The 20,345-nt window shown below is 64.5% G+C and carries 19 protein-coding genes and 1 pseudogene; 6 read left to right on the plus strand and 14 right to left on the minus strand.

The window, feature by feature from the left end; translation table 11 throughout:
- Positions 1-16: 16 nt before the first annotated feature.
- The 4 genes from EFR00_RS17685 to EFR00_RS17700 all read right to left on the minus strand — a co-directional run bounded on the left by EFR00_RS17685 (position 17) and on the right by EFR00_RS17700 (position 4,416).
- The gene (locus EFR00_RS17685; RefSeq protein ID WP_077992842.1) at positions 17-1,162 is read right to left on the minus strand and encodes an ABC transporter ATP-binding protein; all 1,146 of its coding nucleotides are present in this window, start codon (positions 1,160-1,162) and stop codon (positions 17-19) included.
- A 37-nt stretch (positions 1,163-1,199) separates the two neighbouring features.
- Positions 1,200-2,051: a carbohydrate ABC transporter permease gene (locus tag EFR00_RS17690; protein WP_077992844.1), complete on the minus strand. Its 852-nt coding sequence runs from the start codon at positions 2,049-2,051 to the stop codon at positions 1,200-1,202.
- Complete coding sequence (locus tag EFR00_RS17695) at positions 2,051-2,935, minus strand: carbohydrate ABC transporter permease (RefSeq protein ID WP_077992847.1); 885 nt, start codon at positions 2,933-2,935, stop codon at positions 2,051-2,053. The genes EFR00_RS17690 and EFR00_RS17695 overlap by 1 nt, the downstream gene beginning before the upstream one ends.
- A gap of 206 nt (positions 2,936-3,141) precedes the next feature.
- Positions 3,142-4,416 carry an ABC transporter substrate-binding protein gene (locus EFR00_RS17700; protein ID WP_077992849.1) on the minus strand — a complete coding sequence of 425 codons (1,275 nt, stop codon included), beginning with the start codon at positions 4,414-4,416 and terminating at the stop codon, positions 3,142-3,144.
- A 203-nt stretch (positions 4,417-4,619) separates the two neighbouring features.
- On the opposite strand from EFR00_RS17700, the gene EFR00_RS17705 reads away from it, so the two are divergent.
- A complete protein-coding gene (locus EFR00_RS17705) occupies positions 4,620-5,828 on the plus strand; it encodes an ROK family protein (RefSeq protein ID WP_077992851.1) in 1,209 nt (402 codons plus the stop codon).
- A 302-nt stretch (positions 5,829-6,130) separates the two neighbouring features.
- Positions 6,131-6,517 carry a cupin domain-containing protein gene (locus EFR00_RS17710; RefSeq protein WP_009993065.1) on the plus strand — a complete coding sequence of 129 codons (387 nt, stop codon included), beginning with the start codon at positions 6,131-6,133 and terminating at the stop codon, positions 6,515-6,517.
- A gap of 102 nt (positions 6,518-6,619) precedes the next feature.
- On the opposite strand, the gene EFR00_RS17715 is transcribed toward EFR00_RS17710, so the two are convergent.
- Positions 6,620-7,075, minus strand: a complete 456-nt coding sequence (locus EFR00_RS17715) for a DUF4168 domain-containing protein (protein WP_009993066.1) — start codon at positions 7,073-7,075, stop codon at positions 6,620-6,622.
- Positions 7,076-7,257: 182 nt separating this feature from the next.
- Positions 7,258-8,121 carry a DMT family transporter gene (locus EFR00_RS17720; RefSeq protein ID WP_077992853.1) on the minus strand — a complete coding sequence of 288 codons (864 nt, stop codon included), beginning with the start codon at positions 8,119-8,121 and terminating at the stop codon, positions 7,258-7,260.
- 180 nt (positions 8,122-8,301) lie between these two features.
- Here EFR00_RS17720 and EFR00_RS17725 point away from each other — a divergent pair, with 180 nt between their 5' ends.
- Complete coding sequence (locus tag EFR00_RS17725; protein WP_077992855.1) at positions 8,302-9,723, plus strand: aminotransferase-like domain-containing protein; 1,422 nt, start codon at positions 8,302-8,304, stop codon at positions 9,721-9,723.
- A gap of 270 nt (positions 9,724-9,993) precedes the next feature.
- Here EFR00_RS17725 and EFR00_RS17730 read toward each other — a convergent pair whose 3' ends face one another.
- The gene (locus EFR00_RS17730; RefSeq protein ID WP_039620654.1) at positions 9,994-10,395 is read right to left on the minus strand and encodes a response regulator; all 402 of its coding nucleotides are present in this window, start codon (positions 10,393-10,395) and stop codon (positions 9,994-9,996) included.
- Between the two features lie 10 nt (positions 10,396-10,405).
- The gene (locus EFR00_RS17735; protein ID WP_077992856.1) at positions 10,406-12,100 is read right to left on the minus strand and encodes a sensor histidine kinase; all 1,695 of its coding nucleotides are present in this window, start codon (positions 12,098-12,100) and stop codon (positions 10,406-10,408) included.
- A 346-nt stretch (positions 12,101-12,446) separates the two neighbouring features.
- Here EFR00_RS17735 and EFR00_RS17740 point away from each other — a divergent pair, with 346 nt between their 5' ends.
- Positions 12,447-12,980 (plus strand): GNAT family N-acetyltransferase, encoded by a 534-nt coding sequence (locus EFR00_RS17740; RefSeq protein WP_009994128.1) that lies wholly within the window; start codon positions 12,447-12,449, stop codon positions 12,978-12,980.
- A 299-nt stretch (positions 12,981-13,279) separates the two neighbouring features.
- On the opposite strand, the gene EFR00_RS17745 is transcribed toward EFR00_RS17740, so the two are convergent.
- On the minus strand, positions 13,280-13,912 hold the full coding sequence (locus tag EFR00_RS17745; protein WP_077993081.1) for a Vgb family protein: 633 nt from the start codon (positions 13,910-13,912) through the stop codon (positions 13,280-13,282).
- A 28-nt stretch (positions 13,913-13,940) separates the two neighbouring features.
- On the minus strand, positions 13,941-15,161 hold the full coding sequence (locus EFR00_RS17750) for a hypothetical protein (RefSeq protein WP_009994585.1): 1,221 nt from the start codon (positions 15,159-15,161) through the stop codon (positions 13,941-13,943).
- 117 nt (positions 15,162-15,278) lie between these two features.
- Here EFR00_RS17750 and EFR00_RS17755 point away from each other — a divergent pair, with 117 nt between their 5' ends.
- Together EFR00_RS17755 and EFR00_RS17760 are read left to right on the plus strand one after the other, a co-directional pair.
- Positions 15,279-16,076, plus strand: coding sequence for a DUF899 domain-containing protein (locus EFR00_RS17755; protein ID WP_009994583.1), 798 nt, complete (start codon positions 15,279-15,281; stop codon positions 16,074-16,076).
- 17 nt (positions 16,077-16,093) lie between these two features.
- A pseudogene (locus EFR00_RS17760) lies at positions 16,094-16,300 on the plus strand (hypothetical protein); the annotation flags it as partial.
- 65 nt (positions 16,301-16,365) lie between these two features.
- Here EFR00_RS17760 and EFR00_RS17765 read toward each other — a convergent pair.
- From EFR00_RS17765 to EFR00_RS17780, 4 genes are all read right to left on the minus strand, one after another.
- On the minus strand, positions 16,366-17,370 hold the full coding sequence (locus EFR00_RS17765) for an SDR family oxidoreductase (protein ID WP_077992857.1): 1,005 nt from the start codon (positions 17,368-17,370) through the stop codon (positions 16,366-16,368).
- A 160-nt stretch (positions 17,371-17,530) separates the two neighbouring features.
- Positions 17,531-18,397 (minus strand): inositol monophosphatase family protein, encoded by an 867-nt coding sequence (locus EFR00_RS17770; protein WP_077993082.1) that lies wholly within the window; start codon positions 18,395-18,397, stop codon positions 17,531-17,533.
- Entirely contained in the window at positions 18,397-19,227 is an 831-nt protein-coding gene (locus EFR00_RS17775; RefSeq protein ID WP_038689768.1) for a glycerophosphodiester phosphodiesterase family protein, read from the minus strand. The genes EFR00_RS17770 and EFR00_RS17775 overlap by 1 nt, the downstream gene beginning before the upstream one ends.
- Positions 19,228-19,237: 10 nt before the next feature.
- On the minus strand, positions 19,238-20,344 hold the full coding sequence (locus tag EFR00_RS17780; protein WP_077992858.1) for an ABC transporter ATP-binding protein: 1,107 nt from the start codon (positions 20,342-20,344) through the stop codon (positions 19,238-19,240).
- Position 20,345 lies beyond the last annotated feature (1 nt).

Raw genomic sequence — 20,345 nt, forward strand, 5'->3', positions numbered from 1 at the left:
GGCGGTTCTTTCCTGATTACTTGTCGAGGATGGTCTTGCGGGCGCTGATCGTGCGGCCGCCATCGGGGGAGAAGAGATAGAGCTCGTTCGCATCGAGCTTCAGCGCCACCTTCTGCCCGGCGGCAAAGGGCGCGACATAGGAGAGCTGCGCGGTGATGTTGCCGGTGCCGCTTTCCGACGCGATGGTGCGGAGATTGCCGGCATCGATATACAGAATGGTCTCGCGGCCGAGATGCTCGACGAGGCGGACTTCGCCATGCACCGCGCCGCTTTCGCTGTCCTCGGCCACCACGGAGATCGCTTCCGGGCGCACGCCGAGCGTCAGGCCCGCACCCTTGGTGAGTGTCGTGGGCTGCGAAAGCTCCACCGTCAGCGGCGACAGGCCGGGCGCCGAAACGGTGACATCCAGGCCGGAGACGGCATCGACGGTGACGCCGAGGAAATTCATCCTTGGCGCGCCGAGGAAGCCGGCGACGAACAGGTTCTCGGGGTTGCGGTAAAGCTCCAGCGGCGAGCCGACCTGCTCGATGATGCCCTGATTGAGGACGACGATGCGGCTTGCCATGGTCATCGCCTCCACCTGGTCGTGGGTGACGTAGATCATGGTGGCGCCGAGTTCGGCATGCAGGCTGCTGAGTTCGACGCGCATCTGTGTTCTGAGCGCCGCATCGAGGTTCGACAGCGGTTCGTCGAACAGGAAAACCTCGGGCGAGCGGGTGATCGCCCGGCCGATCGCCACGCGCTGCCGCTGGCCGCCTGATAGTTGCTTCGGCCGCTTGTCGAGCTGGTCGGTGATCCGGAGGATCTTGGCGGCGCGCGCCACGGCGGCGTCGATCTCGGCCTTCGGGCGCTTGGCCATGCGGAGGCCAAAGCCCATATTTTCGGCCACCGTCATATGCGGATAGAGCGCATAGGACTGGAAGACCATGGCGATGCCGCGATCGCCCGGCTCCTGCCGCGTCACATCGCGGCCGTTGATCACGATCTGGCCCGAGGAAATCGTCTCCAGGCCGGCGATGGATTTGAGCAGCGTGGACTTGCCGCAGCCGGACGGGCCGACCATGACGATGAACTCGCCTTGCGCGACCGTGAGATCGATGCCGCGCAGCGCATGATAGGCGCCGTAATTCTTGTTGATCTCTCGGAGTTCGAGACTGGTCATATCCTGGCCCTCTCTTGTTGAAACGGAAGACGCCGGCTCATCCCTTCACCGCGCCCATGGTGAGGCCAGCAATGAAGTGCCGCTGCATCAGGAAGAACATGATGACGGGCGGCACGGCGACGATGATCGTGCCTGCCGAAACCAAGTTCCAGGCCGAGACCCATTCGCCGCGCAGATTGGCAAGGCCCGCCGTCACAGGCTTGACGCTGTCGCTGACGGTCAGCACCACGGCCCAGAAATAATCGTTCCAGACGAAGGTGAAGATCAGGATGGCGAGAGCCGCGAGCGCCGGCCTGACCAGCGGGATCACCACATGGACGAGCGTCTGGAAGGGCGAAGCGCCTTCGGCGCGCGCCGCCTGGAACAGCTCATCCGGCAGGGCCGCAATGAAATTGCGCATGAAGAGTGTCGCAAAACCCGTCTGGAAGGCGACGTGGAAGATGATCAGCGCCACCGTCGTATCGATGAGGTCGAGGCGCACCATCAGGTCGCGCACCGGGATCATCATGATCTGGTGCGGCAGGAAATTGCCGCCGACGAAGAGCGCGAAGATCAGCATGTTGCCGGGGAAGCGGTAGCGCGACAGCACGAAGCCCGCGAGGGTCGAGAGCGTCAGCACGCCGATCACCGAGGGGATGGTGATGATCAGGCTGTTCAGGAAATAGCGCGCCATCGGCGTGTCGGTGAAGACCGCCCTGTAATTGTCGATGAGGCCGATCTCGGTCGGCCAGCCCCAGAGATTGCCGCCCATCACATCCGCCGTCGAGCGGAAGGAGGTGAGGATGATCGCAAAGAGCGGGCAGAGCCAGAGGATAAGCACGAGGACGACGGCCGAGACATAGAGCCGGCGCTGCCAGGTCGCGCTTTCGGGAATGGGACGAGGATACATCAGCCTCCCCTCTCTTCGCTGCGGATGATGTGGGTGAGATACCAGGCGATGAAGACGGCCATGATCACGAAGAGCACCGAAGCGATCGCCGCGCCGTAGCCGAAGCGATAGGAGAAGATCGACTGCTCGTACATCTGGTAGGCGAGCACCGAGGAGGAGCCGAACGGTCCGCCCGATGTCATTACCGAGATCATGTCGAAGGAGCGAAGCGCCCCAACGACGGTGACGGCAATGGCGATGAAGGTGACCTGCGTCAGCTGCGGCAGCACGATGTGGCGCAGCATGTTCCAGCCCCTCGCCCCATCGACGCGCCCTGCCCCGATCAGCTCTTCGCTGAGATTATTGAGACCGGCGAGATAAAGCACCATGCAGAAGGTGATCTGCGGCCAGAGTGCGGCGATGACGATGGCGAAAGTGACGAGATGCTCGTCGGAAAGCACGGCCGGCGCCACCGCGCCGAAAGCCCTGAAGATCAGCGCCAGCAGCCCGAACTCCGGCGTATAGACCCAGGTGAAGACGACGCCTGTTGTGACCGACGCCAGCACCAGCGGAATGAAGAACAGCGACTTCAGGAAGCGCATGCCTGCAATCTTCTGGTTGACCAGGAGCGCAATGGCGAGCCCGATCGGCGGCGCGGCCATGAACATCACCAGCCAGATCAGATTGTTCTTCAGCGATACGTAGAATTGCGGATCGCTGTAGAGCTCGACGTAATTGCCGAGCCCGATCCACACCATCGGCCCGAACCCGTCCCATTCGTGAAAGCTGATCCAGACGCTCCGGACCGCTGAGAGCAGGATGACGGTGAAGAACAGCGCGATACCGGGCGCAATGAGCAAAGTCGGGGTAAGCCACCAACGCTGGCGGCGCCATAATGTCTGCATGTCGAGAACCTTGTTTAAGGATAAGAGCGAGCGGCCCTCGTGGGGCAGCCCCTCATCCGGCTGCCGCCACCTTCTCCCCGTAAACGGGGCGAAGGGAACAAGCCGCAACCTCTCGGTCCCCCGCTCACCTCTCGCAGGGCACGTCCCCTCTCCCCGTCAGAACGAGGAGAGGGTTAGGGTGAGGGGCAACATAACGCGCTTGCGGCTCAAATCTTATAAATCCGCTTCCGCGTCCCCTCGAGGCGCGTCAGGATCGCCTTGCGCCGGTCCGGCTTGGCCATGAACTCCTGGAAGCCGACGAGCCCGGCCTGGGCCATGTCGGGGTCGCTGTCGCGGTCGTAATATTGCGAGGCGCCCTGAACCGTCTTCATCGTCTCGACGGCGACGTTGACGAGCGGATCCTTGCTCGGCGGCAGGTCGTGGCGCGGCGGCACGTTGCCGCCCGGCTCGAGATAGGCGGCGAGGTTTTCCGGCTTGTAGAAATAGGCGAGGAAATCGCGCGCGCCCTGCTTGTTCTTGGCCTTGGCGGGAATATGGACAGAGTTGACCGAGAATTCCTCGAAATGGCCGACCTTGGGATCGAGAACCGGGAAGGTCGCGTAGGCGAGCTGCGGCAGGTCGGCTTCGGTGAAGGCCGAGCGCAGGAAGGCGCCGAGGTTCATCATGCCGGCCTTCTTCTGCGCCAGCAGCGCTGCGGCCTCCTGCCAGCCGAAGGAGGTGTGGTTGGGGGTGAAGAAGCCCTTTCCGATCATCGCCTCCCACTGGTCGAAGACCGGGGTCAGCGCCGGATCGAGATAGCTCATCTCGCCGTTCATCAGCGCCATGTGCTTATCGAGCCCGTTGATGCGCAGGTTCATCTGGTCGAACCAGCCGGCCGCCGGCCACAATTCCTTGGTGCCGATCGCGATCGGCGTAATGCCGGCCGCCTTGCACTTGTCGCCATAGGCCATGAAGTCCTCGGCGGTCTTCGGCACCGTCAAGCCGTATTGCTCGAACACATCCTTGCGGTAGAACATGCCCCAGAGCGTGCCGCCGGTGGGAAGGCCGTATTGCTTACCGTCCTCGGTGACGGCGCCGGCCGTCGCACCGAGCACGTCGTTGTATTTTTCCTTCTCGAACAGGTCGGAAATATCGTCGAACAGGCCGCGCTTGACGAAGGCGCGCATGCGGTTGCCGGAGAACCAGAAGCAGATATCGGGCGCGCCGGCGACGAGATAATTGCGGATCGCCGTCTTATGCGCCTCGTGGTCCATATTGTTGACGACCACGTTGACGCCGGCTTCCTTGCTGAAGCCCGCAGCGATCGACTTCAGCGCATCGAGCGCCGCACCGTTGTTTTCCGACGAGATGATCGTCACTTCCTGCGCCTGCGCGATCGCAGGCATCGGAAAGCTGCCGGTGACGGCCGCCGCGGAGACGAGGCCCGCCCCCTTGAGAAAGGTTCTGCGCGTGGCTGCAGGAAATTGCTTCGAATATGCCATTGAATTCCTCCCGGTGATCGATCAACACCGCCCGCTTCCAGCGGCCTCCTCCTTGAAGCCCGCTCGATCAGGCGCTCGACATGCCGACCCTCCACGATGCAACGCCCCTAACCCGTTTGGCTCGTTCTGTTGATCGGCGGGCAGACTTATGCATAAATTAACCCGACCCGCAATAATTAATTTACAAAATTAAGGAATGCCAAGTGAAGCTCAAAGGCGACCAGACCACGGCCAGAGCCATGAACCGACGCCTCATCCTCAACCTTCTCAGACGCGAAGGGCCGAGGAGCCGCGCCGATATTGCCACGGTGATCGGCCTCTCCCCGGCCGCCGTCACCTTCGTCGTCGCCGATCTGCTGGAGGAAGGCATCGTCGTAGAGGGACAGGCGGTGCCGGGGCCTGCCGGCCGCCGGCCGATCCCGGTCGAAATCAATTACCAGCATGCGCTCGCCGTCGGCTTCAAGCTGATGGTGGATTCGGTGGAATGCGTGGCGACCGACCTTGCCACCAACCCCGTTGCCGCCATGCGCGTCGGCCTTGCCGGCCATGATCCCGACGACGTCGCCGATCTCCTGGCGGGCACCGTGCCCGAGCTGGTCAAGCTCGCCGGCCGGCCAAAGGCCAAGCTCGCCGGCATCGGCATCTCCATGCCCGGCGTCATCAATCACGAGCAGACCGCCTGCGTGCGAAGCCACCGCTTCAAATGGGACAACGTTCCGCTGGCCTCGCTGGTCGCCGCCCGCGTCCACGTGCCGGTCTGGCTGGAGGACGATACCAACGCCTATGCCATCGCCCAGCAGCTCTTCGGCCTCGGCCGCCAGCACCGCAACATGGCGGTTCTCGCCGTCGGTGTCGGCATCAGCTGCGCGCTTGTCATCGACGGCAAGCTCTATCGCGGCGCCAATGGCGCGGCCGGCAAATTCGGCCACACACTGTTCGAGGAAGGCGGCCGGCTCTGCGAATGCGGCAAACGCGGCTGCCTGATGGCCTACCACTCGGAACTGTCGATGCTGCGCCGCTGGCGCGAGGCGACCGGCCGCGAGGACCTCGGCCTGGCCGAACTGCGCACCGCCCTCGCCTCCGGCGATGCCACCGCCACCGACCTCGTCGCCCATTCCGGCCGCAGCATCGGCACCGCCCTTGCCAACCTCGTCAACATCACCGACCCCGAAGTCATCGTCGCCGGCGGCGAAGCCGTCTCCCTCGGCGACCACTTCCTCACGCCCCTCCGCGAAGCCCTCACCGCCCGCACCTTCCGCACCGCCCCGCCGCTGCTGCCCGACTGGGAGGACAATTCCTGGGCCCGAGGCGCTGCGGCGCTGGTGACGCAGAAGATCTTCGACTTCGAGTCCTCCGGCGGGGTGACGGATATTGCGACGCTGGGTGTGAGAAGCTCGACGTCGGCGGCTTGAGGTGCGGGAGAACGGCGGATCGATCCATCGGACGGAGCGTGTTCGCACCCCCTCTGCCCTGCCGGGCATCACCCCCACAAGGGCAGAGATCGGCTGGGCGCGATGGCCGGCAGGCCAGAGGGGGGCTTGCACGGCACGACAGAGGATAAAATCCTCCCAACACCCGGAGCCACCCGCCGCAGCCAGAGATACACGCGCTTACAAAAATGGGGGGTTCCCGACACATCCCTGGTTCAATCATCGACTGAAATGCCGGTGCGGCCGAATGGGCCGAGAAACGTCAATTCAGGAAGGATGACAACATGAAAATGATCCAGGCTATCGCACTCTCCTTTGTGCTCGGCGCCGCGGCGACCGCGCATGCGGAACAGCCGGTGCAGCGCACCGATCTCATCAAGAACGATATCGACGTGCCCGGTCACGAGGTCGTTCAGGTGCGCGTCGATCTGGCTCCGGGCGTTCTCGCCCCCAATCACTCGCATCCCGGCGAGGAGGTCGCCTTCGTGCTTGAGGGAACACTGGAATACCAGCTCGAAGGCAGGCAACCGGTTACCCTCAAAGCCGGCCAATCCCTGTTCATTCCATCAGGCGTCGTCCATTCGGCGAAGAACGTCGGCAGCGGCAAGGCATCGGAGCTGGCAACCTACATCGTGCGCAAGGGCGAGGCACTGGTCGTGCCCGCCAAGTGAGGCCGTGTCGGGATCGGGGCGGGCGCAGGAAGCGCTCGCCGCGTGGACTTCCAGCCCGACCGCCCCTCACCCGACTTTAAGGATGATGCAGGAGCGGGCTGTCTATTGCTGCTGCTGCGACTGTCCCGGCGGCGGTGTGCCGATCTTTTCCAGAACCTTCTTGGCCAAAGCCGGATCGCTCTGCGCCGCCGTCAGGATAGAGGAATATTCCTCGACCGAGATATCGTTGGAGGCTTCGACGGTATCGACCATCTGCTTCTTGGCCTCTTCCTGCAGCTTTTGCTTTCCGGCCTCATCCTTCGTCGCGTCGATCTTGGCCGAATATTCCTGCCTGACCTTATCGACCTGCAGGTAGGCAACGGCAAAGGCCTCGAGTTTCTGATCGCTGACGGGGGCCGTCGCAGCCGTACCGCCGCTCTGGCCCTGCATTGGCGCCTGGCTCTGCGCGGCAGGCTGCTGTTGCGCTTGGGCCATTTCCACGGCGGAAGCCGGGCTAAACGCCAGCAGGCTGAAAACCGCAGCGGTCATCGTTGCGACAGGTGTGTAACGAGTGATCATATTCGTTCCTTTTTCACGTGCGTTTTTGACGGCAGCAAGACCGCCCGGTCGATCGCGCGGCCGCTGAAAAGGCCGGCGAGGTCGCGACGATGAAGCCTGAAATGGGCACGATGCGGCGGTAACGGGGCCATTTGCTGACGATTGAGCGGCGGCTTTGTGACCGGTGGAGGCCGGCGCACGCCCTACCGCGCAAACCTTCTCGCCCCCGCCACGCAGAGAATAACGGCGACCGTCACCCCAAGCATTGCCCAAGTCACCGGCTCGTGCAGCAGGGTGGCGGCGAGCGCCAGGCCGAAGAAGGGCTGGAGCAGCTGTAGCTGGCCGACGGCGGCGATGCCGCCCTGCGAAAGGCCGCGATACCAGAAGATGAAGCCGATCAGCATGGAAAACAGCGAGACATAGGCAAGGCCGAGAAGCGCCGGTGTTTCGATGCCGGCAAAACTCGCCGGTCGGTATAGAAACGCGACCGTCACCATCAGCGGCAGCGACAGCACCAGCGCCCAGGAAATCACCTGCCAGCCGCCAAGTGTGCGCGACAGCCTGCCGCCTTCGGCATAGCCGAGGCCGCAGACGAGGACGGCCGCCAGCATCAGGAAATCGCCGGCCAGCGAAGCGCTCAGGCCCTGCGTCAGGGCAAAGCCCGCCACCAGCGTACTGCCGAAAATGGAAAAGAGCCAGAAGGCCGGCCTTGGCCGTTCGCCGCCGCGGATGACACCGAAGGTCGCCGTGGCCAGCGGCAGGAGACCGATGAAGACGATGGAATGGGCCGAGGTGACATGCTGCAGCGCCAGCGCCGTCAGTAGCGGAAAGCCCACGACGACGCCGAGCGCGACGACGATAAGCGAGACGATGTCGCGCCCCGACGGCCGCTTTTCACGAAAGGCAATCAGCAGGCAGAGCGCCAACACCCCGGCGATCGCCGCGCGCGCGACGGTCAGGAACACGGGATCGAACTGCGCCACCGCGACACGCGTCGCCGGCAGCGAGCCACTGAAGATCACCACGCCGATCAAGCCGTTGATCCATCCCGCCGCCATGCGTTCCATTCTGCACTCTTCCTACCGGACCCTGCCGTTCAATCCCTGCTCGGCCTTGGACGGCGGGCATGAAAACAATGACTTGAGGCGGCCAATTGAATCAAATTCGAAGGCCGCGCGCTGCCGCCTTTATCGCTCAGCACGGATGGCCAGAACAGTAACAGTCTGATACGATTTAGACAAACTGTTATGGTGCGGAAAGCAATACAGATGAACGAAGAACTGGCAGGACGCACACGCGTGGAGATGGTGGTCGCCACGATCCGCCAACGCATTGCCGGACGGAGCCTGACGCCGGGCGCAAGGCTGCCTTCGGTTCGCGGCTTGGCGGCGACGTTGAAACTGTCGACATCGACCGTGGTCGATGCCTATGAGCGCCTGGTCGCCGAAGGCGCGATCCTGGCGAGACCGGGCTCCGGCTTCTATGTCGCCAATCAGGCAGTGCCCTTTGCGCTTGCCGAGGCCGGGCCGAAACTCGACCGTGCCGTCGATCCGTTCTGGATATCGCGGCAATCGCTGGAGGCCGGCGAGAGTGACCTGAAGCCCGGATGCGGCTGGCTGCCGCCTGCCTGGCTGCCCGGCGAAGCCATGCGCCGCGGGCTCAGAACGCTTTCCCGCGCCGACGCGCCGGCGCTCGCCGATTACGGCCAGCCGCTCGGCCTGCCGCCATTGCGCCAGCTGATTTCCCGGCGCATGGGCGAACGCGGCATCGAGGCCTCGCCGGATCAGATCATGCTGGCCGAATCCGGCACCCAGGCAATCGATCTGCTCTGCCGTTTCCTGCTGGAACCGGGCGACACGGTGCTGGTCGACGACCCCTGCTACTTCAACTTCCATGCGCTGCTGCGCGCCCATCGGGCGAAGATCGTCGGCGTGCCCTACACCCCGTCCGGCCCCGATATCGAGCTGTTTGCCCAGGTCGTCGCCCATGAGCGGCCGCGGCTCTACATCACCAATTCCGCCATCCACAACCCCACCGGCGCGGTTCTTTCCCCGGTCACCGCCCACCGGGTGCTGAAACTCGCCGATCAGTTCGATCTCACCATCATCGAGGACGATATCTTCGCCGATTTCGAATACACGCCGGCGCCTCGTCTGGCTGCTTTCGACGGGCTCGAGCGGGTCATCCACATCGGCAGCTTTTCGAAGACGCTGTCGGCCTCCGCCCGCTGCGGCTTCGTCACCGCAAAACCGGAATGGATCGACGGCTTGACCGACCTCAAGATTGCCACCTCCTTCGGCGGCGGCCGGCTAACGGCGGAACTGGTGCTGAACGTCCTCAGCGACGGCAGCTATCGCAAACACATGGAGACGCTGAGATACCGGCTTTCCCGGGCGATGGGCGAGGTCTCGGCCCGGCTGAAAGGCCTTGATATAACGCCCTGGCTGGAGCCGCCGGCCGGGATGTTCCTCTGGTGCCGGCTGCCCGACGGCATCGATGCGGCCGACGTGGCGCGGGCCGCGCTGGAAAGGAAGATCGTGCTTGCCCCCGGCAATGCTTTCAGCCTGTCGCAGTCGGCGACGAATTTCATGCGGTTCAATGTGTCGCAGATGTTGGATCCGCGGGTATTCGAGGTGCTGGAGGAGGTATTGGGGAGGCAGAGGATGTGAGAATGTATACGCTCGCCGTTGCCCTTCGCTCACGCTCCGGGCATTCGCTCCTATCGTCGCTCACCCCCTCATCTGCCGGCCGGCATCTTCTCCCCGCTGGGGAGAAGGGGTGTGCGGCAGCGTCTCGCCTTCCTCCAAAAGCGCGGTCGGGAAACACGGACGTGGCCGCGCGTTCCCCTCTTCTCCACATCGGGGAGAAGGTGGCCCACAGGGTCGGATGAGGCGGCTGCACGGCACGCCCTTCATCCTCATCTCGTTCAACGCCACCCCTCAAAACGACCGATTGACCGCCTTGTCGTTCTCCAGCCGCGTCACGCAGCCCTCCAGCTTGGCGAGCAGCAGGTCGAAGTCGAGCGGCTTGGTCAAATAGTCTGCGGCACCGGCCCTCAGACCGGCGAGCGTGTTTTCACGGTCGGTCAGCGCCGTCAGCAGGATGAAGGGAATGTTGGAGAGCTCCGGGTGATTGATCTGGATTTCCGCCAGAAGCTGGTGCCCGTCCATAACAGGCATGGAAATATCGCTGATGACGATGTCGGGCCATTTCGACAGGATCATTTCCAGTCCTTCAGCGCCGTTGGAGGCCTGGAGCGTCTTGTAGCCGGCTTCGTTCAACTCTTCGACGAGGAGATTCCGGATCTCGACTTCGTCTTCTATGCACAGGACTGTAACCATGAGCTCTTCCTTAAGCTGCGACTTGTTGATCCGACAATAGAACCTCTATTGGCAGACGAATGGTAAATGTTGTGCCCTTGCCAAGCTCGCTCATCACCTCGACGCTGCCGCCATGCAGTTCGACGACCTGCTTGACGACGTTGAGTCCGATGCCGGTCCCGGCAATGCCCGTGGCACTGCGGGCCCGGTAATAGGGTTGGAACAGTTTCGGCAGATCATCCGCATCGATGCCGATGCCACCGTCGGCAATGGCGATTTCCACCGTTTTTTCATCAACCCGAGCGCGAACATAAATGCCAGACGCATCGGACGAATATTTGACGGCATTCGAAATCAGGTTGGTGAAGACCTGTTCCATCGCAATGCGATCGAAGGTCAAGAGGTCAGGTATCTCGAGATCGAGTTGGAAGACATGCGAGCGGCTGAGCTCGCGCTGTCTGTCGCAGCAGGCGACGAGCAGGGCTTTCAGATCGCCTTCGCTCCGCTTCAGTGTGATCTGTCCGGTTTCCAGCCGGCCGCTGGCGAGAATGCTCTCCATCAGATCGACCATGCGCACGACCGCGCTTCGGATTACTCCGGCTTTTTCGTGAACGTACTCGCCGCTGACATTGGTCGTCGAGCGGCAGAGCCGCTGGGCGGCGGCGTCGATGATTGCAAGCGGCGTTCGAAACTCGTGCGAGGCCATGGCGACGAACTGGCGCTGGAGCGCATTCACCTGGCGTTCGTGTGCCAGAAGCCGGTCCAGCTCCGCCCTTTGCCTTTCGATTTCGGCCGTCCGATCGGCCACCATCTCTTCCAGATGGTTGCGGTGGTGGGTGAGCTCGGCCTGGCTGTCGAGCAGGGTCATCGACGTCCGGTGCAGGCCGCGTCCGAGCCAGAACACGGCGGCGATCAGCAGCGCCAGGCAGCCGAGCCCTGCCGGCGCGATCTGCTGAAGCAACATGAAGCCCGGCCGGATCGGCTGCCATACGAGATAACCGATCGTGCCCCCGTCGTGGGACGATACGGGCACATGCGCCCGCTCGTCCGGGCCTTGCGAAAGCGTAAAACGCAGGCCTTCGAGCCTGGCATAATGGGCGATGTCTTCGGCGACTTTTACGTCGATGAACTTGATCGAGACGGCGATGAATTCCTGGCCTGCCTGGATCTGCATCCGCGTCGAACTGGGCAGCATGGGGCGCGCGCTTGCGATCGCCGGCCTGTCGCCGATCATGATCGTGCGGACGCTAGCCAACTGGCCAAGCGGTTCGGCTCCAGGCTTCGCAGCCCCCTCGACGAGCGCGGCCCGCATCTCGCTGGCCAGTGCATCCACCTGCTCGCCGTCGTCGCTGCCAAGCCGCGGCGGTATCGCATCCACGCCATCGCGGAAGGCAAACATCAGCCGGTTGGTATCATCGAAAATATAGGTCCTGTCGTGCCTGAAATACCGGCTCGTCCATTTGCCAATATTCTCCAGCAGCCATTCATGGTTCCGCTGCTTGGCGTACAGGAAAGCGTCGTCCCATTTGGTAACGCTTTCCTGCTCGCGCGGAAGCGCGTGGATTTGTTCTTCCAGCCCCTGGCCGACGAAATCCGCCTGCCGACGCAAGTAGAAATCATCAACTTTCACGGAGGCAAGCCAGGCAAAGCCGCAAAACAGCACCGCCGCCGCTGAGGTGAGCGCCACCAGGACGAGTGTGATGTGAGATGTGAGCCGGACCTTCAATTCCCGCGACCTTTTGACGGCTTTCGCTAGCCGAGAGGTTGACACGCAAAAGTTGACGGACGATGAATTGCTCCCGGAGAGGGGTTGTAGCCAACCCTGCGCCAGAAGATTGCAAGAAGCAACGCCGAGCGCGTGCTTCGAGGCTCAGCCCTACGGGCTGCGCACCTCAGCATGAGGGAAGGTTGGAGATTGCCGCTTGCCGTGCCCACGAGAGCCTCATCCTGAAGGTGCCCTGCAGGCCCCGAAGGACCAGGCGGGTGTGCTGAAGGAAATTCGACCATCTCTTCAGCAGATGCATGAATTTAGCTACAGATCAGTACCGCCAGTCGCCGTGAAAGGAGAAAATATGGACGCAGTCACCTCGCGCGATACATCTGGCATCAGGATCGAGCCGATCGCCGCCGCCCATAGCGACAGCTTTCACCGCGCCCTCGACACCGTCGCACGCGAGAAAAAGTTTTTGAGCATGTTCGAGGCGCCGCCGCTGCCGCAAACGCGTGATTTCGTCATGGACATGATCGCGAAGGGCAATCCGCAATTCGTCGCCGCCATTGGAGACGAGGTGGTCGGCTGGTGCGACATCCGCCGGCATGCCCACCCCTCTCACGCTCATCGCGGCAGCCTCGGAATGGGCATTCTTCCCGCCTATCGCGGCAAGGGTCTCGGTCGGCGGCTCATCGAGACGACGCTGAAGGGAGCGCAGGAAGCCGGTCTCTTGCGGGTGGAGCTCGATGTCCATGAAGACAATAGCCGCGCCATTGCTCTTTATGAGAAAGTGGGCTTCACACGCGAAGGCATAGCCCGGCGCGCCGTGCGCATCGACGGCCGGTTCATCGATGCGATCGGCATGGCTCTGTTATTCGACGAGGGCAGGCCATGAGCGACATGTCGAGAATGGAATTCGAGCAGGCAGTGGGCGAAGAATTCGGCAGTGCGGTCTGCCCGCCGGTGCCGTTCGAGGATGCCTCGGCGCATGAGTGTTACGAGGTGATCCTCGATGTTCTCGGGCATCGGGTGACGCCGGAGATGCTGTCCGCAATTCCGGACGATCGGATAACCACCTTGGCGGCGCGGTTCGGAGCTATTTCGAAGTCGATCCCCCGTCCGAGGAACAGGTCAGGTCCGCCATCGGGGGGATCTTGTACAGGTGGCCGGCCGGCTCGCTCTGATGCCGCAGCCTTATCCCGGCCGGCGCACTGCGCGGATTTTGCCGCTGCCGCCGCCGCCACAGAAAAAGCAGTCGCGCCCGTCTGATTCGAGGCCGGAGACGCCGGCTCCTTCCGGCATATCCAGCCGTTCCAGCACCTCTCCGGTCTCGGGATCGATGCGCCTGACGTCGCTGTCTTCGCCTTCCCAGGTGCCGTGCCAGAGCTGGCCGTCGACCCAGGTGACGCCGGTCACGACGCGGTTGGATTCGATGGTGCGCAGGATTTTGCCGGTTTCGGGATCGATCTGGTGGATCCTGCGGCCGCGATGCTGGCCGACCCAGAGCGTGCCCTCGGCCCAGGCAAGGCCGGAATCGCCGCCATTGCCGGGCGCCGGTATGGTGGTCAGAATCTGGCCGGTCTTCGGGTCGATCTTGTGGATGACATCCTCGGCGATCTGATAGAGGAATTCGCCGTCGAAGGCCGTTCCGGCATGGGAGGCGACCTCGATCGAACGCACCACCTGACCGCTGTCGGGATCGAGCGCGTTCAGCCTGTCGCCCGAGGCGAACCAGACGTGCCGGCCGTCAAAGGTGACGCCGTTGACTCGGTCAGCGCCGGGAAAAGGCCCATACTCACGCAGGATCTTTGCAGCCGATTTCTTCATCTCTTCCTCCTGATGGATTTGCCCCATCTTAGTCGCTCGGCAGCGGCCCGGGGAGTAACAAGATCGTCGGGAAAGTTGCGAGCAGCGGGCTCAGCCAGCGGCGCGCCCGCCCGCGCCCGAGCGATTGCGCCTTGCCCTCCCCGGCCAGCACGTCCAGAGCCCGCTGCACGGTGCGGGAGCTCGCGCCGAGCGCAATCGACAGCGCCGAAGTCGACCAGGCCTCGCCATCGGCCAGAAAGGCGAGCACCGCCGCATGCGGTCCATCGACGAGCGGCGCAAGCACGGCGATCTCGCCACCGCCGCGCGGCGAGAGGCGAAAGCCGCGTTGAGTCGCCGAAACCTCCGCCAGACTTTGCAGTGCGCCACGCAGCCGGCCGATCTCGACGCGCAGCCGGGCGCGATGCGATTCATCGGCATGCTTGCCGCGGAAGGCGCGCGCGATGAGCGCGCCGCGCGCGACATCGCCCGGCCAAGCCTCGGCAAGCGCGCGGGCAAGGGCGAAAAGCACCGGCCGCGTCGCCAGCGGCACGACGGTATCTCCCTGGCGCACGACATGGCGGCAGGCATCGACGACCAGCGTCTCCCCGGAAAACAGCGCCTCCACCTCTTGAAGCAGCAGCGGGCGCTCGCCGCCATGCGAAATCAGCCGCGCGGCCGGCATGTCGAGCACACGGGCGGCGGCTTCGACCTCCGCCGTCAGCACCGGGATATCGGCTTCGCGCGCCGAAAGCCTTGCCCGCTCGAGCGCCGCGCGCGCCGCCTCGGTCCGAAGTCGGCGCACGGCGATGCCTGATGCCACCAGCTCATGGGCGGTCCGCAAGGCCGGCGGCAGCGGCGTCGGGTCGAGCGCGCCGAGCACCTGCTCTGCCTCGTCGAGCCGACCGATCAGCACCAGCCGGCGAATAGCGATATTGCCGGCATGGGCGGCGTTGACCCGGTCGCCGCGGGCCTGAAGCGTTGCCCGCGCCGCCTCCAGCGCCTTGACCGGCCAGGTAAGGTCGCGAGAGGCGAGTGCGATCTCGGCCTCGGCGACGACGCAGCGGGCGCGGGCAACCGCCTCGCGCGGGCCGAAGGCGCGCGCCGCACTCTTCAACAGCGCCTTGGCGCGGACGAGGTCGCCGAGCTGCGCCATGGCAATGCCGCGCAGCGCCAGCGCCGGCGCATCGTCGCGCAGCGCCACCCGCTTCAGGGCGCCGAGAGCGTCCCCGGATGCCAGTGCCCGCGCGGCGGCGGTGATCAGCGAGTCCATTCAAATCCCGTCATACTTGTCACTCCCGCCATTTGCCTGACCGGCGGTAATCTTCTCGCAAGCGGCCGGCAAAGCCGCCGGATGCTACGACAATTGGCAAGCAAAGGAGAAGACCCCATGACCGGTGAACTGAACGCAACGCGCGAGCGCTGGCTGGCGGCGAGACTAGATCTGCTCGAAGAGGAGAAGGAACTGACGCGGCGTAGCGACGCGCTGGCCCTCAAGCGCCAGCAATTGCCGCGGGTAAGGATCGACAAGCAATATCGCTTCGACACGGAAAGCGGCGATGCCTCGCTTCAGGACCTCTTCGGCGGACGCTCGCAGCTGCTCGTCTATCACTTCATGTTCGGCCCGGATTACAGCGCCGGATGCCCCTCCTGCTCCTCGATCGCCGACGGCTTCAACGGCTTCTTCGTCCATCTCGAAAATCACGACGTCGCCTTCTGGGCGGTCTCGCGCGCACCGCTTGCAAAGCTTCAGGCCTTCAAGCGGCGCATGGACTGGAGTTTTCCCTGGGCCTCCTCCGCCAGCAGCGATTTCAACGGCGATTTCAGCGTCTGGTTCAGCGCCGAAGAGCAGCGCTCGGGCGGCATCGAATACAACTACCGCCGCGAGCCGCCCGCCCCCGAACCCGCGCCCGGCGCCGCCGTCCAGGAATGGCAGCTGCGCGGCAGCGAAGCGCCGATCGTCCAGATCGCGTCGATGACCGGCACCGACGTCGCCACCTACACCCGCGACCGCCCCGGCGTCAGCGCTTTCGAGCTGATCGACGGCGCCGTCTACCACAGTTATTCCAGCTATGCGCGCGGGCTGGACGGGCTCTGGGGCGTATACCAATGGCTCGACCGCGCGCCGAAGGGCCGCAACGAAACCGGCATCTGGTGGCGCCACCACGACCGCTACGGCAAGGAGTGACGCCGATGCCGCTCGCCGCCGATTACCTCTCGCTCGCCGCCGCCCCGACCTTCGCGATCATGGCCCTGCTGACGGCCGCAACCGGCAGTCACGACATGATCTGCATGACGACGCCGGATGCCTTCCCGATCGGCGGAATGGCGCCGATGTACCTGCTGATGAGCGGCTTTCATCTGGCTCCTTGGCTGAGGCTTGCTGGCGGGCGGGGTGTGGGCCGGCAGTGATTTCTTCCGCCAACTCGGCTTGAGTGCCGCGCACCGTACAGAAATCCAGCACACCACGCAGCCCCCTACCAAATCCGATGCCGGCTGCCCAGAGCCAGCCGCCGGCGGGGCGGCGTTCTCGCCGCGGCACCGAATGCCAGCACGGCAACCGCGGCAAGGCCGAGGAGCAGCGGCGCCGAATATCGGTGCGGCGATCGGAGCCCGCCGTCGATGTGAGCCGCGTCCGTGGAGGGCCGATAGAGATTGCCGTCGCTTTCGACGGCGCGCGGCGCCCGCTTGAAATAGCCGGCCATCAGCCGAGCGAGCGTTCTGGCGGCGAGATTGGGCGCCAGCAGATGGGCGAGTCTCGTTGCACTGGTGACCACGCCGACAGTCGTGGTGGCGCGCGGCGATCTGGCGACGCTGACGATCGCCTCGGCCACACGGCGCGCATCGAGGACCGGCGGCGGCGCGGAAACCTGCCGCCCGACGAAATTTGCTCCGTGCCGAAGGCCCGGCGTATCGGCGAAGGCAGGATAGATGTCGCAGACGTGAATGCGGGGCTTGTCGGCGAGCTCCGCCCTCAGCGCCTCGGAGAAGCCGCGAAGACCGAACTTGCTGGCGCTGTAGGCGGTCGCAAACGGCGCCGCCGCAAAGCCGCCGAGCGAGATCATGTTGATGAAGACGCCCCTGCCCTGCTCCAGGAAGATCGGCACGGCCGCATGGGCATCGTTGATGTGGCCGATCAGATTGGTGCGGATAACCTGCTCATGAGCCTCGATCGGAGTTTCCTCGAACCGGCCGACCGCGCCGACGCCGACATTGCTGACCCAGACATCGATCCCGCCCAGGTCCTTCGCCTTGTCGGCAAGCGCCTTGACGGCGGCAGGCTCGGTCACGTCGGTCACGACGGAGATCGCCTCCGCCCCGAGCCCTCTGCACGTCTCAGCAACCTTTTCCAGCGCCTCGCCGTTGCGCGCCGCCAGCACCAGCCTGCTGCCGCGCCGGGCGAAAGCCTCGGCAGCGGCCTGGCCAATGCCGCTCGATGCTCCCGTGATAACCACGACTGCATTTTCGAGGTTGATAGACATCGTTGATCCCTTCTATCCGACTTGGGAAAGCACCCGCCTACACGGGCACAGGGACCGAACACATCCGCGCAACCGGAGTTCCCGGTTCTATCGGCGCGACGTTCGTGCGGCCGCGCGGGCGGCGTCCCGCCTCCCGCACGGCAAGCCGGCTCGCCGGTCGCTATCCCTCCGACAACACCCGGCGGATCGCTTCCCAGCTTTCCGCGTCCGGCGCCAGCAGGAGCCGCCCGACGGACATGGCCGGCCGGTAGGCTTCGCCGGTGAGGAGTGCGCCGTAGCCGCCGGCCTCCCGGTGAATGAGGACGCCGGCGGCGTGGTCCCACGGTTTGAGTTCGGCATTGAGCGAGAAGCTCATCGCGCCTGTCGCCACCATCCGGTATTCATGCGCCGAGCAGCGCCATGTGGTGGTGCGGGCAAAGCGCAGCAGGCGCTGCGCATAGACCGGCTGATCCTCGGCGGGGAACATCTGCAGCGGCACGAAGCCATGCATTTCGCCGAGCGGCGATGGCGGCGCGACGGAAAGCCGGGTCTCTATGCCGTTGCGGGCGATGTGCCATGCGCCCTCGCCCTGCCGGGCGGCAAGAAAATCGCCCGTGACGGGATAGTGGATCAGCCCGGCCACCGTTTGCCCACCGGAGACGATCGCGACGATCATGCCGAAGAGCGGCACGCCATGAGCGAAATTCCAGGTGCCGTCGACGGGATCGATGATGACGGCGAGATCGGCATCGGCGAGCCGCGAAAGGATTGAAGGGTCGGCCGACACCGCCTCTTCGCCGACGAGCAGCGCCTTGGGAAAGCGCGCCGAAAACGCCTCGGTGAGCCGCCGCTCGGCGCCGATATCCGCATCGGTCACCAGATCGTCCGGGGCCGTCTTGGTACGGATGCCCTTGGCGGTGACGCCGAGGAAGCGGGGCAAGATTTCCGCCTCCGCCGCCTCACGCATATTCTGCATCAGCGCAGCGAAAAGGCTGTCGGAAATTCCGCTGAAGCCTCGTGCCGGCTCGGCGGCCTTGACTGCTCTCATCATGCCCGGCGCGCCTCGATGTAGGCCTTCAGCGCTGCCGGCTGGTCGGTCTGGATGACGCTGATGCCCGATGCCATCATCCGGCCCCAGACCGCATCGGGATCGGCAAGGGCTGCGCTGTCGGTCAGGCCGCAGCAGGAGACCGGATCGAGCGTATTGACCCAGAGCGAGATGCCGGCCTCGCGCAGGCGCGGATGCTGGCCGGCGAGCGTTTCCAGCCGGTCGAACTTGGCTTCGCACATGAAGGGCTTGATCGAGAGGATGGTTTCTGCCGTCCGCTCGGCGGTTCCCTCCTTGAAGAAGGCCTGGCCCATGAAAGGTATGCCGTCGATCCCGCTCCGTCCGGAAAGCCAGGCGAGCGCTTCCGGCGTGCCGGCCGGCGCTTTGAGGTCGACCTGGTCGGCCATGCCCATTTCCTTGACCTTGGCTGCCACGACTTCCATCATTTCGAGATGCTTTATGTCGAGATCGACGAAGATGCGGCCGCGCACGGTTTCGAGCACCTGTTCGAGCGTCGGAACGGTTTCGGTCGTGAAGGGCTGGCCGGGGCCGCCATCGGCCATGCGCAGCCTGAGGCTGGTGATTTCGGCAATCGTCATTTCCTCGGGAATGCGGTCGACGCCCGCCATGCGCATCAGCGTATCGTCATGCAGGATGAACAGCACGCCGTCGGCGCTCTGGCGGATATCGAGTTCGACGATGTCGTAGCCGCCGGCAATGGCGGCCTCGATCGCCGCCAGGCTGTTTTCGGGCGCATGGAGCCAGGCGCCGCGATGGGCGACGATGGCGCAGGGACGCGACGGATCGGCAATATGATCGATATATTTCATGGGGCTTCCTTCAATGGGCGGCGAATGCGCCGGGTATGGCCCTGCCGCTCTCCGCATCGAAGAGATGCAGGCGGGAGGCAGGGAAAGTGAGAGAGAGCTCGCCGCGGTCCAGAACCTCCGCGCCGAAAGGTGTCGCAATCCGGACGACCGAGCCGCCGAGCTCGGCCGCCAGGATCGCGTGCGAGCCGAGATCCTCGCGAAAACGCAGCGCGGCGGTGACGGCGCGGCCGCCGGCCTTGCTGTCGAGAAGAATATCCTCCGGCCGGATGCCGAGCTGGTAGCTGCCGGTCAGCGGCGCTTGCGCCGCAACCTGCCCGTCGGCGAGCCTCAGCACCGTGCCGTCGCCGATGACCGGCAGGATGTTCATCGGCGGTGCGCCGATGAATTTCGCCACGAAGACTGAGGCCGGATGGTGATAGATCGCCTTCGGCGTGTCGAACTGCTCGATGCGCCCCTTGTTCAGGATCAGGATGCGGTCGGCGAGCGTCATCGCCTCCACCTGATCGTGGGTGACAAAGACGGTGGTGGCACCGATGCGCCGGTGGAGCTCAGCGAGTTCGACGCGCATGTCGTGACGCAGCTGCGCATCGAGGTTGGACAGCGGCTCGTCGAAGAGCAGCACGCCGGGTTCGCGCACGATGGCCCGGCCGATCGCCACGCGCTGGCGCTGGCCGCCCGACAATTGCGCCGGCTTGCGGGCGAGATAGTCGGAAAGCCCGAGCATCTTCGCCACCGCCCCGACCCGGTCGATGCGCTCGGCCTTCGCCATGCCCGAGATCTTCAGGCTGTAGGCGATGTTGTCGAACACGCTCATATGCGGATAGAGGGCGTAGTTCTGGAACACCATGGCGCAGCCGCGGTGCTTCGGTTCCAGATCCTGCACCTCGCGCCCGCCGATCGCGATCTGCCCGGCGCTTACCCGCTCCAGCCCCGCGATCATCTGCAGGAGCGTGGACTTGCCGCAGCCGGACGGGCCGAGAATGACGGTGAATTCGCCGGCCCTGAGTTCGACGTCGAGCGGGGGGATGACGACGGTCTGGGCGTCATAAGCCTTGGTGACGCCTGTCAGCTTGATGTTGGCGGCGGCGGCGCGGATCGCCATGTCGATCGCGTTCATG

This window comes from Rhizobium sophoriradicis (genome assembly GCF_003939025.1).
Classification (GTDB): Bacteria; Pseudomonadota; Alphaproteobacteria; order Rhizobiales; family Rhizobiaceae; genus Rhizobium; species Rhizobium sophoriradicis.

What these genes read in the sequence shown, in the direction of transcription:
- EFR00_RS17720 (WP_077992853.1), bottom strand. Translation starts at nt 8,121, where the DNA reads ATGGAACGCATGGCGGCGGGATGGATCAACGGCTTGATCGGCGTGGTG.
- EFR00_RS17690 (WP_077992844.1), bottom strand. Translation starts at nt 2,051, where the DNA reads ATGTATCCTCGTCCCATTCCCGAAAGCGCGACCTGGCAGCGCCGGCTC.
- EFR00_RS17740 (WP_009994128.1), top strand. Translation starts at nt 12,447, where the DNA reads ATGGACGCAGTCACCTCGCGCGATACATCTGGCATCAGGATCGAGCCG.
- EFR00_RS17775 (WP_038689768.1), bottom strand. Translation starts at nt 19,227, where the DNA reads ATGAAATATATCGATCATATTGCCGATCCGTCGCGTCCCTGCGCCATC.
- EFR00_RS17700 (WP_077992849.1), bottom strand. Translation starts at nt 4,416, where the DNA reads ATGGCATATTCGAAGCAATTTCCTGCAGCCACGCGCAGAACCTTTCTC.
- EFR00_RS17695 (WP_077992847.1), bottom strand. Translation starts at nt 2,935, where the DNA reads ATGCAGACATTATGGCGCCGCCAGCGTTGGTGGCTTACCCCGACTTTG.
- EFR00_RS17750 (WP_009994585.1), bottom strand. Translation starts at nt 15,161, where the DNA reads ATGGACTCGCTGATCACCGCCGCCGCGCGGGCACTGGCATCCGGGGAC.
- EFR00_RS17745 (WP_077993081.1), bottom strand. Translation starts at nt 13,912, where the DNA reads ATGAAGAAATCGGCTGCAAAGATCCTGCGTGAGTATGGGCCTTTTCCC.
- EFR00_RS17730 (WP_039620654.1), bottom strand. Translation starts at nt 10,395, where the DNA reads ATGGTTACAGTCCTGTGCATAGAAGACGAAGTCGAGATCCGGAATCTC.
- EFR00_RS17715 (WP_009993066.1), bottom strand. Translation starts at nt 7,075, where the DNA reads ATGATCACTCGTTACACACCTGTCGCAACGATGACCGCTGCGGTTTTC.
- EFR00_RS17770 (WP_077993082.1), bottom strand. Translation starts at nt 18,397, where the DNA reads ATGAGAGCAGTCAAGGCCGCCGAGCCGGCACGAGGCTTCAGCGGAATT.
- EFR00_RS17710 (WP_009993065.1), top strand. Translation starts at nt 6,131, where the DNA reads ATGAAAATGATCCAGGCTATCGCACTCTCCTTTGTGCTCGGCGCCGCG.
- EFR00_RS17685 (WP_077992842.1), bottom strand. Translation starts at nt 1,162, where the DNA reads ATGACCAGTCTCGAACTCCGAGAGATCAACAAGAATTACGGCGCCTAT.
- EFR00_RS17755 (WP_009994583.1), top strand. Translation starts at nt 15,279, where the DNA reads ATGACCGGTGAACTGAACGCAACGCGCGAGCGCTGGCTGGCGGCGAGA.
- EFR00_RS17725 (WP_077992855.1), top strand. Translation starts at nt 8,302, where the DNA reads ATGGTGCGGAAAGCAATACAGATGAACGAAGAACTGGCAGGACGCACA.
- EFR00_RS17780 (WP_077992858.1), bottom strand. Translation starts at nt 20,344, where the DNA reads ATGAACGCGATCGACATGGCGATCCGCGCCGCCGCCGCCAACATCAAG.
- EFR00_RS17765 (WP_077992857.1), bottom strand. Translation starts at nt 17,370, where the DNA reads ATGTCTATCAACCTCGAAAATGCAGTCGTGGTTATCACGGGAGCATCG.